Annotated in this window: 13 protein-coding genes; 7 read left to right on the top strand and 6 right to left on the bottom strand. The window is 68.9% G+C overall.

Features of this window, described 5'->3' with window-relative positions; genetic code table 11:
- Positions 1–277: 277 nt before the first annotated feature.
- Positions 278–850: a papain-like cysteine protease family protein gene (locus AGRA3207_RS09795; RefSeq protein ID WP_231334256.1), complete on the top strand. Its 573-nt coding sequence runs from the start codon at positions 278–280 to the stop codon at positions 848–850.
- Between the two features lies 1 nt (position 851).
- Positions 852–1646 carry a hypothetical protein gene (locus AGRA3207_RS09790; protein WP_231334255.1) on the top strand — a complete coding sequence of 265 codons (795 nt, stop codon included), beginning with the start codon at positions 852–854 and terminating at the stop codon, positions 1644–1646.
- Between the two features lie 85 nt (positions 1647–1731).
- Here the strand turns inward: AGRA3207_RS09790 and AGRA3207_RS09785 are convergent, their stop codons facing one another.
- Positions 1732–2583: a lytic polysaccharide monooxygenase auxiliary activity family 9 protein gene (locus tag AGRA3207_RS09785; protein WP_231334254.1), complete on the bottom strand. Its 852-nt coding sequence runs from the start codon at positions 2581–2583 to the stop codon at positions 1732–1734.
- A 195-nt stretch (positions 2584–2778) separates the two neighbouring features.
- On the opposite strand from AGRA3207_RS09785, the gene AGRA3207_RS09780 reads away from it, so the two are divergent.
- Positions 2779–3273, top strand: coding sequence for a DUF4760 domain-containing protein (locus tag AGRA3207_RS09780; protein ID WP_231334253.1), 495 nt, complete (start codon positions 2779–2781; stop codon positions 3271–3273).
- Between the two features lie 58 nt (positions 3274–3331).
- Here the strand turns inward: AGRA3207_RS09780 and AGRA3207_RS09775 are convergent, their stop codons facing one another.
- Positions 3332–3955 (bottom strand): dihydrofolate reductase family protein, encoded by a 624-nt coding sequence (locus tag AGRA3207_RS09775; protein ID WP_231334252.1) that lies wholly within the window; start codon positions 3953–3955, stop codon positions 3332–3334.
- An 827-nt stretch (positions 3956–4782) separates the two neighbouring features.
- On the opposite strand from AGRA3207_RS09775, the gene AGRA3207_RS09770 reads away from it, so the two are divergent.
- Positions 4783–5499, top strand: a complete 717-nt coding sequence (locus AGRA3207_RS09770; RefSeq protein WP_231334251.1) for a S1 family peptidase — start codon at positions 4783–4785, stop codon at positions 5497–5499.
- Positions 5500–5603: 104 nt separating this feature from the next.
- On the opposite strand, the gene AGRA3207_RS09765 is transcribed toward AGRA3207_RS09770, so the two are convergent.
- Positions 5604–6260: a GntR family transcriptional regulator gene (locus AGRA3207_RS09765; protein WP_231334250.1), complete on the bottom strand. Its 657-nt coding sequence runs from the start codon at positions 6258–6260 to the stop codon at positions 5604–5606.
- A gap of 1300 nt (positions 6261–7560) precedes the next feature.
- On the opposite strand from AGRA3207_RS09765, the gene AGRA3207_RS09760 reads away from it, so the two are divergent.
- Positions 7561–8037 carry a flavin reductase family protein gene (locus AGRA3207_RS09760; RefSeq protein ID WP_231334249.1) on the top strand — a complete coding sequence of 159 codons (477 nt, stop codon included), beginning with the start codon at positions 7561–7563 and terminating at the stop codon, positions 8035–8037.
- Between the two features lie 66 nt (positions 8038–8103).
- Here the strand turns inward: AGRA3207_RS09760 and AGRA3207_RS09755 are convergent, their stop codons facing one another.
- Positions 8104–10896 (bottom strand): AfsR/SARP family transcriptional regulator, encoded by a 2793-nt coding sequence (locus AGRA3207_RS09755; protein WP_231334248.1) that lies wholly within the window; start codon positions 10894–10896, stop codon positions 8104–8106.
- A 653-nt stretch (positions 10897–11549) separates the two neighbouring features.
- Between AGRA3207_RS09755 and AGRA3207_RS09750 the strand changes: the two genes are divergently transcribed.
- Complete coding sequence (locus AGRA3207_RS09750; protein WP_231334247.1) at positions 11550–12218, top strand: hypothetical protein; 669 nt, start codon at positions 11550–11552, stop codon at positions 12216–12218.
- Positions 12219–12251: 33 nt separating this feature from the next.
- On the opposite strand, the gene AGRA3207_RS09745 is transcribed toward AGRA3207_RS09750, so the two are convergent.
- Both AGRA3207_RS09745 and AGRA3207_RS09740 read right to left on the bottom strand, forming a co-directional pair.
- Positions 12252–12737 carry a carbohydrate ABC transporter permease gene (locus AGRA3207_RS09745; RefSeq protein WP_231334246.1) on the bottom strand — a complete coding sequence of 162 codons (486 nt, stop codon included), beginning with the start codon at positions 12735–12737 and terminating at the stop codon, positions 12252–12254.
- A gap of 102 nt (positions 12738–12839) precedes the next feature.
- Positions 12840–13001, bottom strand: a complete 162-nt coding sequence (locus AGRA3207_RS09740; protein WP_231334245.1) for a hypothetical protein — start codon at positions 12999–13001, stop codon at positions 12840–12842.
- 676 nt (positions 13002–13677) lie between these two features.
- Here AGRA3207_RS09740 and AGRA3207_RS09735 point away from each other — a divergent pair.
- Positions 13678–15636, top strand: a complete 1959-nt coding sequence (locus AGRA3207_RS09735; protein ID WP_231334244.1) for a P-loop NTPase family protein — start codon at positions 13678–13680, stop codon at positions 15634–15636.
- The last annotated feature ends 1 nt before the right edge of the window (position 15637 follow it).

Here is a 15637-nt window from a genome sequence, read left to right as displayed (position 1 = left end):
CCACCCCGTCTCACCTGCGATGACATGGGGCCATAGCCATGGGTTATCGCCTGCTGGCATTACCTGTGTTTTGTGCCGAATGAGACCGTATGAGCATTCCTTCGGCCTCTCGCCTGGGGCTCCCGCCCTGACGTCGCCGCCCCGGCCACCGAAGGGACCCGCACGGTGTGCGATTCGTCCTCCGGCTGCCACAGCTCCCGTCCCGGCAGAGGGCGTCGACGCACCCGCGCCCAGGTGAGAGGCCCTACGGCGCAAGCCAGGAGAAAGGCGGAAGCGCATGAGAACGCCTAACCGTCCCGCCCGGACACGCCGGCGATTCGCGGCCGGTGTCGCGGCGGTGGCCGCCGCCACCTTCACGGTGTCGTCCGGAGTCGCCTCGGCCGGGATCCTCCAGATCGACCAGGAGGTCCAGGAACAGGACCAGTGGTGCTGGGCCGCCAGCGGACTCACCATCGCCAAGTTCCACGGCAAGGGGAACGTCAGCCAGAACGACTTCTGCAACCTCGCCCGGAACGCACCAGTGGGCAGCGACTGCCCGAACGAGGGCGGTGAGCTGGAGTGGGACCAGGTGGCCTTCCGGGCACTGGGCCTCTCCGCCGGCCAGGTCACCGGAGCGATGGCGTACAAGTCCGTCGCGACCGAGATCGACGCGAAGCGTCCGATCGAGACCGGCATCTACTGGACGGCCGGCGGCGGTCACGCCCAGGTGATCTACGGCTACCAGGGCCAGACGCTCTCCTATGGCGACCCGTGGCCGTACAGCCCCAGGTACGGCGAGATGAGCCACAGCAGCTACACGAGGAACGGCGAGTTCCGCTGGGGCGGGGCCCTGTCGAAGGTGGGTGCGTGACATGCGGACCACAGCCAAGATCACCGCAGCGGCCCTGATCGGCGGGACTGTCGTCATGGGCGCGAGCGCGGCACAGGCCGCGGGACCGCCCTCGGACGAGGCCGCCGCGCAGAAGGTCGCCTCGGCCGCGTCGACCCAGCAGCGGCTCGGGCGGTTCTTCGTCCACCTCGACCGGCACCAGCGTGGTCAGCTCATCAACCAGCCCGTCACCGCGGCCGCGATCGCGGCGAAGGCGCCGCGGCTGGAGGGTGACGTCCACCGCGTGTACTCACTCAACCCCGAGTTCGTCAAGGGGACGCCGAACGCGCCCGCCGCGAGGTTCGCCTACATGGCGGTCGGCGCGAAGTCGGCGACCGGGCAGCACGCGACGGTGTGGCTGACCAAGTCCGGCGCGAGCTGGACGATCATGAACATGATGTCCGGCTCCGACGAGGCCGTGTACCCGGCCAAGGCGGACGGCGGCATCGTGTTCACCGAGCCGCAGATCCACGCCTGGTACCGGCTCAAGGACGGACGTGTGACGGCGCTGAACGAAACCGCCAAGACGTCCGTCGCCAAGGGCGTCACGGTCGGGTCGTACCAGCAGCTCGTGCACGGCCGCTACGCCGACAAGCTTCCCGGCTCCGCGTACCAGCGTTCCGGGAAGATCGGTGGCTTCTCGCCCTCCACCGGCGTCAGCAAGCAGGCGCCGGACAGGGGCGCGGCGCCCGTTCTGCTCGCGCTCGGCGCGAGCGGCATGGTGATCGCCGGAGGTGTCGTCATCGCGCGGCGACGCCGTTTCGCCGGTAGCCACTAGCCGCCGCATAGCGGGTTCCGGGAAACGCTCTCCTTCCCGGAACCCGCTCCCCGGCCGTGGTGTCCCGCACACGGAGAACGGAAGGTCAAGGGTGACGGCGGACGCGTATCCGGCGGATCGCCACGGCCCCGCCGCCGATGACGAGGATCAGCACCAGCCCGGCGATGCCGAACGTCACGACGGGCGGCCCGCTGTCTTCGGCGGGTTCCGTGGCCGACGTGCCGGCCACCGGGCTCGATGACGTCTCCGGTGGCCGCAGGCTCGGCGCGGTGCCGTTCTCGGCGCGCGCGGGCGCCGGAGTGCGTTCCGCGGGCTGTCGGCGGCCGGTGAAGGTGACGTCGGCGCAGGAGTAATAGGTGTCGGGCGTGTCCGAGGTCTGCCAGATCGTGTAGATCAGGTGGCGTCCCGTCTTGCCGCGGGGGAGCCGTCCGGAGAAGACGTATGCGCCGTTTCGGCGTGGCGGGTCTTTGACCTGGAGGAATGGTTTCGCTTCCAGAGCCGACCAGGTGAGCGGGGCCGTCGGGCGGTAATCGTCGCGAGTGACGTACAGCCGGAAACTGCCCTGATGCGGGATCGATACCCGGTAGCGGAAGGTGTGCTGCGCGGTCGCGGCGAGCCGGGTCGCGGGCCAGTCCGCGCGCGGCAGATCCAATCCGCGGAACCGCTCAAGGCCCGCGCTGCACAGTTCGCCGTCCGGGATCATCTGACGGTCGCGGCCGCCCACATCCGGCACGCGCAGTTCGTCCCACTCGGCCAGTGCCGCGCCGCTCACCTTCGCGGCGGCCTGGCAGGCGGCTCCGGTCCGGGCGGCGCCGCGGCCCGGTTCGCAGTTGATCGCTCGGCTCGCCGGGTCCTCCAGTGCCCCGTGCGCTCTGGCCGGAGCCGCCGGGACGGTCGTCCCGAGCAGGATTCCAAGCGCGGCCGCAGCGGCCGGCATGCGAGCGCCCACTCCCAGCCCCTCTCGGATCGGAGACTCTCAGGAGTACGGGCCCGCCCCCAGGATGGGTTCACGCCATGGCCCGCGTCCGCCGGTGATTCGCTTCTGGAACCGGTGCTGAAGACCGGTCGTCCCATTCCTACCGGCTGCTGACGCGCGGCTTGAGAGATCCGGGAGACGGCCTTGATCCCCAACATGATCGCGATCACACTGTCCGCTCTCGCGCTGGTCGTGTCGAGCTACCTGGCGATCGGGCAATGGACCGCTCAGAGACGCGCGAATTTCACTTCCGCCTACCTCCAGTTACTTGGCGAGTACCGGTCGGTGCGGTTCCAGGACAATCTACTCTACATTTATCACCGGCTCAATGCCGAAAACGACCCCCAGATGGGATTTCTCAGCCTCCCCGACGACGTCCGCGAGAAGTTCTATGACGTCGTCTACTTCTTTCAGCAGCTTGCCATTCTTCACCACATGGGGATCTTCGACGACTTCATTCTGGCCGGGACGCACCGTCAAGTGGTCCGGACATGGGATTCGATCGCCCCTTTTGTGCTTCGCCAGCGTGAACTCAGCGGTGATGGCCCCTCCTACCTCCTCAGACCCCTGGAAAAATTCGCCGAAGAAGCGCGGCGAACCGACCCGGAGCTGATGGACAGGATCCTGGCGAAGAAGCGCCTGCGATGGTGACCTCTGGCCAGCGAGGAGAGCCAATGGAATGGCTCAGGGGCAAGGGCCGTGGCCGTCCTCAGCCGTCGCGCCCGATACCGCGGTCGGGTGCGCTCATGTCCCCTGTGCCCGGCGTGCCTTCGGCGAGCGCATAGCGCAGATGGACGGTGCCGTTCGGTCCGGCCGCGGGCGGTTCGAGCAGTGTGACGTTCGTGGGCACGGCGCCGTCATCGAAGACCTTCTTCCCGACGCCGAGCACGATCGGGTGCACCCAGAGGTCGAGACGGTCGAAGAGCCTCTCCCTGAGGAGGGTCTGTACCAGGTTCAGGCTGCCGACGACCTTGATGTGCTCGTGCCGGTCACGGATCTCGCGCACCGCTCCAGGCAGATCCGGGCCGAGCTGCGTGGACCCCGCCCACGAGAGGTCGGCCCTGCCGCGGGAGGCCACGTACTTCGGGATGCTGTTGAACAGCGCGGCGAACTCGTTGTCCTGCCCGCCCTCCTGGTGCGGCCAGTAGGCGGCGAAGATGTCATACGTCCGGCGGCCGAGCAGGAGGGCGTCGGTCCCCTCGTAAGCGGCCCCGATCTGCGCGCCGGTGGACTCGTCCAGCAGAGGAGCCTGCCAGCCGCCGAACGGGAACCCGTCCGGGTCCTCCTCCGGGCCGCCGGGCGCCTGTGCGACGAGGTCGAGCGTTGCGAACATTGCGATGTGGATGAGGCCCATGGCTTGCTCCCGATGAAGTCGGCTGGTCTCGGTCGGGAGGTAGACCGGTGGACGTCGGCAGACTCATCGCTGCCGCCGCCCCCGGCTTCATACCCGTTGACCGCCTCGGCCAACGGGTAGGCCACCGGGCCGATCGTGCTGGGTGTCGCCTTGCGCTCACCATTGGTGATGGCATTGGGGCTGAGCAGCCAAGTGTTGAGGGACGATCCCGTAAGTCCGGTCACCGGGCGCCCATGGATCGCTCTGGTCTTGGCCTTGTATTTGATAGTCGGTCACGACAGATCTTGGCAGTTTTGACCCTTGTAGCGGACGTCCTCCTTTCAGCACAATTCCGGGAACCGCCATCCTGGGCCGACCCCCACCCGCCATCCCCAGGAGCTCCTGTGAGATCCCTCCCTCTGATCATGCTCTTGAGCGGTACGGCCGTCCTTGTCGCCACGGCTCCCTACATGATCGCCCAGGCGCCCGACTCCACCGCCGGCCCGGGCCGGTCTCCGCTCCCCGAGGCCGTTGCCCTTCCCGACCCTGTGCCGACCGAGGAATCCGACTCCGTCTACGATTCCATGCGTGACCGTTTGACCGACCGCGCCCGCCCGGTCGACCCGCCCCGTGCTCGCGCAGGCCGGTCGTCCGCCGCCGCGCCCGGCCGCGGGTCCGCGCCTGCCCCTGATCCCGCGGCGCCACCCGCCGCCGCGCCTGCGCCCTCCCGCGCTCCCGTGACGAAGCCCGACCCCGCGGCCCCGTCCGGCCCTGTGACCTCGCCCCGGCCCGTGACCTCGCCTGAACCGGTCACCTCGCCCCGGCCTGTGGACTCGCCCGAACCGGTGATCACGCCCCACCCGGTGATCTCGCCCGAGCCCGAGACCTCGCCCAGCCCCGTGACGAGCCCGGCACCCGAGCCGAGTCAGGCCCCCGAAGCCGGGACGGACGAGAACCCCGGCCTGGTCGCTGTTCCGAGCGCCGAGGGCGGAGAGTCGATCTTCGCGCGCGGTGGCGTCCGTTGCACTCTGGGCTTCAATGTCCGCAGGTCCGGCACCTACTACTTCCTCACCACGGGCGCCTGCGCCGAGGTGGGCCTGAAGATCTACGCCGATCGGGCCCTGACCGTCGAACTCGGCACCGTCGTCGCGGTCACGAACACCACCGCCCTCGTCCGCTATGTCAGCCCCCGTGTGGAGAGGCCCGGCAGTGTGCGGACGCCCGCGGGATCCCAGGACGTCGTGGCGGCGCGCAGCCCGAGGGTCGGCCAGCGGATCTGCCGCACCAGCCCCATCACCGGCATCACGTGCGGCACCGTGACGGCACGCGATCAGAGCATGCGTTTCCACGAAGGGACGCTTTCTGGCCTGGCAAGGACGACCACCTGCGCAAGGCTCGGTGAGACCCCAGGAGCGCCCTACGTCTCCGGCCCCTACGCGCTCGGCCTGCGGATCGGCGTCGGCGGAAACTGCTCACGCGGTGGATCGTCGTTCTTCCAGCCGGTCGACGACGTCCTCAGGGCCTTCGGCGTCAACGTCTACTGAGCCTCTGCCGTCGTCCTTAAATGGACGTCGTCGGTGACGTGATCGGCGAGCCTCACCAGCCGGATATCCCAGTGCCGCGCGGTCTACACGGGATCGGTGGGGTCTCAGTGGAGCGCGTCGGAGGCGGCATTCGTGTGTGCGCAGGCGAAGCGCTCGATCTCGGCGGCATCGGCCTTGTCCGAGATGAGCGCGAGGATGTGCGAATGCTCGACCACCGTACGGCGGGCGCGGCTGGAGACGTACGTGTAGGACGAGCGGCGCATGTGATCCAGGAGGGTCCACTGCTCTTCGAGCAGGGAACGCAGACGCGCGTCCGGGCAGTGCCGGTAGATGGAGAAATGGAATTCGCGGTTCAGCGCGGTGAAGGCCGGGGGGTCGAAATCCACCAGCGCCCCCACCATACGATCGTTGATCTCACGGGACGCGGAGATCTGCGCGGCCGTCATGTGCGGTGCGGCGGCGGCGGTGGCGTAGCCCTCGAGGCGCGCCAGGATCTGCAGCGTGTGCTCCGCCTGCTCGGCGTCGAAGACCGCGACGCGCGCGCCGACGTTGCGCACCACCTCGACCAGCCCGTCGGACTGGAGCCGGCGCATCGCCTCGCGCAGCGGAATCGTGCTGACCCCGGTCTCCCGGGCGAGTTCCTTGACGACCAGTCGATATCCAGGAACGTACGTGCCGTCCAGGACGCGCGACCGCAGCAGCTCATAGCAGAACTCGGCCTTGCTCTCCTTGATCGTGCCCGGCTTCGTCGCGGAACTCACCCGGTTCTCCTCATCTTCGCCTCACGTCCCGGTCGCATCGTCAATCGCCACTGCGACACGGCCAAGGCAGCGCCACAAGCCGTGGGCCCTGTCGCCCGGTTCGCGGCGTCTTCGTGACCGACGACGGAGACAAGGGGGGTCGTCCTGTCGCGCAGGTGCTCACGAACGGGTGGCGGACCCTTGGCATGTTGTACGAGATGCGCCTCAGGATCGGTCCACACGGCCCGGATACCGGTGGCGCCTCCGCGCCGCCAGTGCCGAGGCGGTCGCCGAGAGTCATGGGCGGCGGGTTCGCGGGGGATGTGCCTGAGCTTGCGAGCCTGAAGATCACACACATCTCCCTAGATGATTTCACATACGATTTCCAATATTACTCGATCGTCGGGAGCTTACTCCGCCCGCCCATGCGGCCGATCGAACCGTTCGATCCCAAACGATCCGACCGTTCGCGTCCAAACGATTTGCCCTGTCGTACCTGCTTCTTTGTGATCCTGGACGCAGCCTGGACTGGAGGCATGTAGATACGATTGAATACATAGAATCAGATACGATTTTGTTCGACAGCGGCCCGCAGCCCGGCGACCGTGGAGGTGACGATGCACGCGGATCCAAGGTCGCGGCAGCGCGGCAGCGCGGCAGCGGCCTTCGATGTCGGCCCTCGCGGCGAGCGCGGACGCGGCGTGCCGGATCTCCCGGGCCCTGCGCGGCGCTGACACCGACGCGGCTGGACTCGTCCGCCTGCGGTCTTTCCGCTGAAGATCCGCTCGTAAGGGTGTGACCAACGACACTCGAAAAGCGAGCGGCGCGGCTTGGCAAGGCTGAGATTGTGCTTATCGAGTTCGCACCCTTTCATGCCCCGCGAATACCGCCATGCGGCCTGTTCGGCAGCTTGGGACGGTACGCCGCCGGGATGCAACGGACCGGGCCCGTCGTCATCACGCCTCAGGACGGATGGTCCGCGACCAGCGGAGTATCGGCGCCGATCACGCCGTACGCCTGCGCGCCGCCCGGATCGCCCATGGGCTCCCAGCGTCCCGGCAACGTCTTCCAGGTCTCCGGCCGCGTACACGCGCGGCAGGTTGGTGCGCATGCTCCGGTCGACCGCCACGGACCTGCCCCTGAACTCCAGGCCCCATCGCCGCCCCCGGGGCTACGAGCGCATGCTGCGCGACGTCACGACCGCGGCGATCATGCCGCCGAATGCGTACGCCTGCGCCGAGATGGCCGGGCTGATGACGATGGGCCTGTACCCGGGCCAGGGGCCCCCTCGCTGGTCACGGCCTGACGGCAGGTGGCCGAGATGGAGGACGTCGCCGCGCTCCGCCGCACCTTCGGGTGCTTCCCGTCCGGGGTGACGGCGGTGTGCGCCCTCGTCGACGGCACGCCGGACGGCATGGCGGCGAGTTCGTTCACCGCGGTGTCCCTGGCCCCGCCGCTGGTGTCGATCTGCGTCCAGAACACCTCGGAGACCTGGCCGCGCCTGCGGCACGCGCCGCGGCTGGGCCTGAGCGTGCTCGCGGAGAACCACAACGAGGTTTGCATGCGCCTCTCCCGCAAGGAGGGCGACCGCTTCAGCGGCGTCGACTGGGAGGCCCGGCCGGGCGGCGGCGTGTTCGTCCTCGACTCCACCGCCTGGCCGGACTGCCGCCTCCACGAGGAGATCCCGGCCGGCGACCACGTGATCGCGCTGCTGGAGGTCCAGGCCCTGCTCGCCAGTCCGGAAACCCCTCCACTGGTCTTCCGCACCAGCCGCTTCCGCCGACTGGCACCGGCCTGAGAAAGGACTGACCACCCCCAACAAGGCACGGGCACCGGAAACCCCCGGTGCCCGTGCCGTTGTCTCTTAGGTTGTCAATGGGTGGGAGCCGTTCAGTTCTGCGTGGATTTCCTCTTGGACTTCGCGGATCTCGGTCTGCTTGGCCTCTTGGCCGAGTTGCCGCCAGATGGCGAGGCTCGCCTCGGCGTGTCCGAGGGCCTGCTCCAGCTGCCCGAGTTGCCGGGTCGCCTGCATCAGTTCCTGGAGGGCCAGTGCCTCCTGGAAGGGGAAGGCGCGGGCGCGGCTGGCCTTCAGCGCGGCGTGGAAGTCCTCGACCGCCTCGGCGGGACGGCCGAGGGCCACCCTCGCCCGGCCGCGGTTGATCATCAGGTACAGCCAGGCGTAGGGCTGCCCTCCGACCCGGTCCACCAGCTCCAGCCCCCGCGTCACCCAGGCCAGCGCCTCCTGGGGACGTCCGCCGACGATGATATGGAGGGCGGCGATGTTGTTGAGGATCTCCAGCTCCGACCACCAGTTGCCGGAACGCCGGCAGGCTGCCAGGCCCTCCTGGAAGATCTCCAGCGCCTCCTCGTAGTTCTGCCGGGCGGAGGCGAGCAGGGCGGACACGTTGAGCAGCCGCTCCGGGATCGCCTCGTCCCCGCCGTCCTGGGCGGCCCGGATGCCGCGGCGGATCTGCTCTTCGCCCTCGTCGAGGCGGTCGATCTGCCAGAGTCCGCCGCCGAGCATGTACCGCGCCCGCGCCTCGGCGCGGGACTCGCCGCGTGCCCGGGCGGCGTCGGCGACCTCGGCGGCGGGGCCGTTGAGCCGCGGCCACAGGAACGCCACGTCGCCCATCGGGTCGAGGGCGAGGAGCAGGTCCGCGGCGACGGCGATCGGCGCGCCGGGGTCCGCGGCCGCCATGCGGATGGCGCCGAGGATGCCGTCCAGCTCGTTCGACACCCAGGTCTGTCCCTCGGCCAGGTCGCTGAACGCGATCCCCGCCGACCGGGTGGCCACCATCGCGTCGACGAGCGTGCAGCCGTTCCGTTCCAGCCGGTAGACGCCCTGGAGGGATGCGAGGTAGTGGTCGAGGACGCGGCCCAGGGCGGCGCGCCGGTCGGCCTCGGTGTCCTCTTCGAGGACGAGCTGGGCGGCGTAGGTGTGCAGCAGGTCGTGGAAGCGGTACCGGCCGACGGTGTGCTGTTGCAACAGGTGGATGTCCAGCAAATCCTCCAGGAGCGACTCCGCCTCCTGGACGGTGATGTCGGCGACCGCGGCGGCGGTGTACGCGTCGAAATCGGTGCCCCGGTGCAGGCTGAGCAGCCTGAACAGCCGCTGCTGGACGGGGGTGAGGTGCCGGTAGGAGAGGGAGAACGCGGCGGCCACGCTACGGTCCCCGGTGGCCAGCTCGCCCAGCCGCCGCTGCTGGTCGGCGAGGCGTTCGATCAGATGGGCGAGGGTCCAGGTGGGACGGGTGCGCAGCCGTGCGGCGGCGATCCGGACCGCCAACGGCAGATGGCCGCACAACCGCACCACCTCCTGCACCGACCGCGGTTCGGTGACGGCGCGCGCGTCGTCGGCGATCCGGGTGAACAGCGCGACCGCGTCGGCGGGCGGCAGCACCTCCAGGGACAGCGTGCATGCGGCCTCCAGGTCGGTGAGGCGGCGGCGGCTCGTGATCAGCACCAGGCTGCCGGGGTTGCCGGGCAGCAGTGGCCTGACCTCTTCGGCGCTGGTGGCGTTGTCCAGCACGATCAGTGCCTTGAGGTCGGCCAGTTCTGCCCGCCAGAGCCCGGCCCGTTGATGCAGCTTGTCGGGGATCTGCTCGCCCGGCACGCCCACCGCGCGCAGGAGCGTGTCCAGGGCGGCGGACGTGGTGCCGAGCTGCTCTCCGGCCGTATGCGTGTGCAGGTCGATGAACAGCTGCACGTCGGGGAAGCGGCCGGCCAGCCGGTGCGCGACGTGCACGGCCAGGGCGGTCTTGCCGATACCCGCCATCCCGTCGATGGAATTGATCACGACCGCCGTGGCCTCTTCCCCCTCGTCCGGCAGGGCCGAGACGAGGCGGTTCAGCTCGGCGGTACGGCCGGTGAAGTCGGCGAGGTCGTGGGGCAGCTGGTGGACGCGCTTGCGCCGATCCGGTGGCGGCGCCGCCAGGCCGGGGTCGCTGGCCAGGATCCGCTGGTGCAGCCGCTGTAGCTGCTCGCCGGGGTCCAGGCCCAGTTCCTCCGCCAGCGTTCCGCGGGTGTCGTGGAAGACCCGCAGTGCCTCGGCCCGCCGGCCGGCCCGGTGCAAGGCGAGCATCAGCTGACCGGCCAGCCGTTCCCGCAGCGGGTGGGCGGCCACCTGCTCGGTCAGCTCGCTGATCACGCTGTGGTGCCGGCCGAGGTCCAGCTCCAGATCGATGTCCTCCTCCAGCGCCGCCGTCCGTCTCTCCTCCCAGCTGGTCACCTGCGGCTGCAACGCCGGGCACTCCAGCCCCGCCAGCACCGGCCCCCGCCACAGGTTCAGGGCCGCGCGGAACTCGGTCACCGCCTCCGCCGGTTCCCCCTCGGCGGCATGCCGGCGGGCCCGCCTCACCCGGCGGTCGAAGACGGCGGCGTCAAGGGCGTCCTCTCCGACGTCGAGCCGGTATCCGGCACCCGCCGCCACCGGCCCGTCAGAACCCCCGTCGCCGAGCAGCCTCCTCAGCTCGGAGACCAGATTCCGGACGCGCTTCTCCGCGGTGGGGGGCGGATCCTGCGGCCAGACCGCGTCCACCAGACGGCTCAACGGCACCACATGACCCGCTGACAGCAGCAACGCGGCCAGCACCCTCTGCTGCCCGGCCCCGCTCAGGCGCACCCGCTCGCCGCCGGTCCAGACCTCTAACGGGCCCAAGATCTTGAATTCTCCGGCCATACGGCATCAACTCTCGGCATCGTGGCGGGCAAGGTCGATCGCCACCCAACTCGACAATGCCCCGAAACACAATACTGTGACAGATATGTGTCACATCGGGCAATGAAAGCATTCTTGGTGTGCTTGGCACGGTTTCGCCGTCCGATATCACGCCTGGTGTCATCTCGTGACGGTGGGTCTCGGTCAGATCCGCTGACATGTGGCCCAGATCACAACCGGGCGAAGAATATATTCTTGATAATCTCATTTTATTCCGTCATGTTCGTCCGCCTTTGATGACGCGCCAGCGGGCACGCCGGGCGGCCCGGCCACCGCGGACGGACGAGCCCGCCTGCGCGGCCTCCGGAGCATCCCGTCCCGCCCCGCTATGGACCGGGCATGGACCAGGCATGGACGGCGCCCGCGAAGCTACTCGCATGGAAGCGTCCCAGCAGCTGAGAACGCCTGAGCATCGGGGGCACAGGCGTCCGGCGCGCATCGGCGGGCCGCGGGCCCGGCGGCATGGGGGGACGAGGACGAGCAGCAGAAGGTGGCTGTGATCACGGAAGGAAGCGTCATCGTGCGGATGCTGACATCGAGAAGGACCGGGATCGAGATCAGAACCTGCCATCTGGGCACCACGGTCTGACGCCATGACCGGCTACGACGGCCACGCCCTCAAGCGCGCCACCCGCTCCCGCCGGCCACGGCTCACGCGCAACGACACGTCCGCGCTGGAGGCGGTGGCCCTCCTGTGCGGCCTCGCCCTCGTGCCCGTCATCGCCGCGCTGCTGGCCGCCATGATCGCCCCCGCCACCGCCGACCCCGCCCCCGGCGGGCAGGCCCCGGCCGACACGACCACGGCCCCGCCCGGCCGGACGCTCGACCACGGCAGCGCGATCGGCGAGACCACCGCGTTGTCGACGACCACCGGCCGCCGGTGGACTCCCGTCACCAACGCCACGATCACTTTGGCCGGGCAGGGCGTGTACGAGGTGACCCAGCAGGTCCGCGGCCAGTTCGTGACCGCGCAGGACCGGCTCACCCGCGCGTGGATCGTCTCCCGCCTGTTCAACGTCACCACCGACACCCCGGTCGGGGAGAGCGACCTGCTGGTCGCCATCAGCGCCGGCCGCCGTCCCCTCGCCGACGACCCCGTCTACGGCTCCACCGCCACCGGCCACATCTTCATCCAGGTCGACAGGCCCATCACCCTCCGGCTGGAGGCCATGCAGGCATGGGACGTCGAGACGGTGAGACAGAGCCGGATCATCACCGATCCCGACGGCTTCACAAAGCTCCTCTATAAGAGGCTCACCTGACCGTCTTCGCCAGTTCCCCACGGGCTATGAGGATCATTTCAGGCTTCCGGCGGTGACGCCGCCCACCACCCATCGGTTGAACACCACGTAGATAAGGAATTCGTTCCAGCTGGTGAGCGCGGAGAAGATGGCGACGGTGGCCAGGCCCGGTTTCAGGAGCGGGACCACGATCATCAGGAAGACGCGCAGGTCGCCGGCGCCGTCGACGCGGGCGGCCTCGAAGAGCTCGAACGGCAGCGCGTCCAGGTAGACCTTGAGCAGGTACGTCGCCAACGGCAGGCCCATCGCGGTGTACGGCACGATGAGCGCCCAGCGGGTGTCGGTGAGACCGAGGTCGGTGAAGATCGTGTTCTGCGTGATGAAATACGACTGCAACGGGAGCAGGAGTCCCAACGCCAGCAAGCCCATGAAGGCGCCGCGACCGCGGAACCTGAATCTGCTGAACGCGTAGGCGGCGGCGGATTCCAATACCAGAATGGCCAGTACCGAGGACGCGGTGACGACGAGGCCGTTGACCACATATTGGCCGAGTCCGCCGACCTGCCAGGCGGTCTTCCACTGCCCGAAGTCGATGTCGCCCGGTGGCGCGAACGGATGGGAGAAGATGTCGGAGTTCGATTTCTAGCCGGACAGCGTCATCCAGATCATCGGGAGGAAGAAGATCAGGGCGAGCAGCCCGAAGCAGAGGCCGAGGAGCGAGCGGGAGATCCGCCGAACCCGCACGGCCGGGGCGGCGGTCACTGCCGTGCCGCGCGTCCGGGGCCTCGTCATGGTGCCGTTCATGCCGCCGTCCTCCCGCCCGGGAACGCAGGCGCATGAAGACCAGGCCCGCGAGCACGACCAGCGCGGTCATCACCACGGCCATCGCGGACCCGTAGCCGACCGTCGCTGAGCCGGACCCGCTGACCGCCCACACGGAGTTGGAGCAGCACCGCCGCCGCGCCCTCGACGGTGTCGTCGAGGGCGGCGGCTGGGCATGCTGCGAAGTGGAACGGTCCTCCCCGTGGACGAGCGAGTGGTCAGCCACTGGAACCACGACCCCTACAGCTCGACCAGGGCAGCGCAGGCGGCACCGAAGACGACGGAGCGTCCTACCTCCTGCCCTACTGGATGGGCCGCTACCACGACCTCATCACCGAAAATAACCCGCGGGGGACGGGCGTCCACCCCCTCTCCCCGACGCCCGCCCCCCATACGCATACGGGCATCTCTGACGAGGCCAGGAAGTGCTCGGGCTTGCGCTCACGGCGGCGGCGGATGCTCATCCGTGCCCCGGTTCGTTCCACCACCGGTGCCGGCCCGGCGGGGCCGCGGGACTCGATCGTCGCCCCCCGATCGCGGCGACCGACAGATCCGGGCGCGTCACATCTGGTGGCGCGAACGCCAGCCCCCGCCTCGCCCGCCTCCGCGGAGTAGACACCGCCGGATCTGGCCGTGGCGGCCCGTCTGGCGGATGCGCGTGGCGGGCATCATCCACCCGGTAGAGAGGGGCGCGGTGATGGTCGACGGGCGCGATGGAGACCGATGTCTCCCTGACAGTCCGATTATGAAAGGGGCCGACGCGCAACAGGCGCCGCTGAGAAGGCTTCATGACTTCCTCGACGAGATCTCATGGGCGGACCCCCTGGTCGAGGAGGCTCTCAGCAAGGCGCGGAGGGCAGCCAGGACAGCCCACCCCGAAACCGTGATGGCGCGCGTCTGGCCATTTCTGAGGTTTGAGGAGCCGACCTACTCCTACCAGTTCATCCGGCTGTTGCTCGAAAACGACACAGAGACGGCTGATGACGGAAGCGAGTGGCGCGAACCGGCTCACCGTGGGTGGCGTACTCCGGGGGTTCCGGCCTTCGCCGACCTGGCGCCGTGCCTCACCGCCGGGGTTCTCGAAGGACTTGTGCTCGCCTGGCGCAAGCCCGTGCCGACACCACTGCTTCGGCAGGACCTTCTGAGGGATCTGGCGGCCCAGAACCACGACGATCTTATTATCGAGATCAATGGGGAGCGGGGAATCGGCAAAAGCGTCTTCGCCAGGGCCCTGGCGCGGCGGGTGATCGACCCCCAGGCGGCGCATGTCGTCGAGGTCGGGCTCTCTCGCAGGCTGCCGGACGGACGACTGGGCCTGCCCAGACCGGTGCAGGAGGTGCAGAGGGAGATTCTGCACAACCTCGGCGTGCCCCCCGCGGAGCTACCAGATGATCCCGAGGACCTGAAGGAGGAGTTCAGAGCGGTGACCGCTGCTGCGCCGGATCGGGTGTACGTGCTGGACGACGTTCCGGAAAGGGAGGACTTCCTCATCGAGGAGGTCCTCCCCGAACGAGCGGCGCGTGTCATCCTGGTGAGCCGGGAGCGGCTCGGACTGAGCGAGATCACAAATCGGCGGGTTGTCGAGAACCGCCTCGGCCCACTTGACGAGGAGCAACAGAGGGAACTGCTTGGTTCTGTCTGTGGGGAGCTGCCCTTAGCCGCCGAACCCGGCCTGCGTCACATTCTGATGACGTGCCGCGGGGTAGCCCGGGCCGTCCTCCTCGCCGGTGCGGCGATCAGCCTGTATGGAGTCGAAGCGGTCGGGTCGATGGCGGCTCGGCTGGACAGGGACGGCACCTCGGCCGTCGACACGCTTCTCGATCTCCATGGCCGGCTTTCGGGCGAGCCTGCGAGCTCTCAGGCCAGGGTCCTTGGTGTCGTCGCGCATTTCCAAGAGAGAGTGATCGACCAGCGCGCCATCGCGGTCGCCTCGGGTCTCAGCACCTCTCAGGTCGAGCGGGAAATGGACCGCCTCGCCGAGGCGAAGCTCGTAGAAAGGGTCGAGGTCGGCGACCGTTCGCTCTGGGTCGGGGATCTCGGCGGGCGGGTGCGCTGTCCCGACGTTGTGGCCGAACGGGCGCAGGCTCTCGACCATCAACGCCAGCGGTCACTGGATGACGTGATAGAGGGTTCGCGTAGTAACCGCTTCGTGGAGGTCAGGGACTGGGCGAAAGGCGAGCAGGCGGCGCAGAGAGTCGAGCCTGGAAGGCTTCCTCCCGAGGTCGCCACCCGGGCGTTGCCCGATGAGATCGGAGCGTGCCTCCCAAAAGTTCTCACCCATCCCCTCAAGAGCGAACCGCGCGTGATACGGACCAGCCTGAATTTGGCCTCCGTCCACGAGGAGGTGGCGCAGCTGAGCCTCGAAGAGAAGTCAGCCCCGTCCCGGCAAGTCCCAGGCGAGCACCTCATGTTCGATCAGAAGTTCAGGGCGGTTCTTTGGGAGGAGGCCGTGTGGCCTCTGAGTCCCAACGAGCAGTCGAAATCGAGCCTACAGATGCTAAGCGAGAGCTCCGGGTTCGACGAGAACCCAGACGCGGGCGTGGTAGCCGCGATGGACCGGGAGGTTTCGGTTGACCCGGTGCCGCCGCTCATTGACGATTGGCCCGATATCATCTGAG

The sequence above is a fragment of the Actinomadura graeca genome, from assembly GCF_019175365.1.
Classification (GTDB): domain Bacteria; phylum Actinomycetota; class Actinomycetes; order Streptosporangiales; family Streptosporangiaceae; genus Spirillospora; species Spirillospora graeca.
This window is presented reverse-complemented; position numbering and strand designations above follow the sequence as displayed.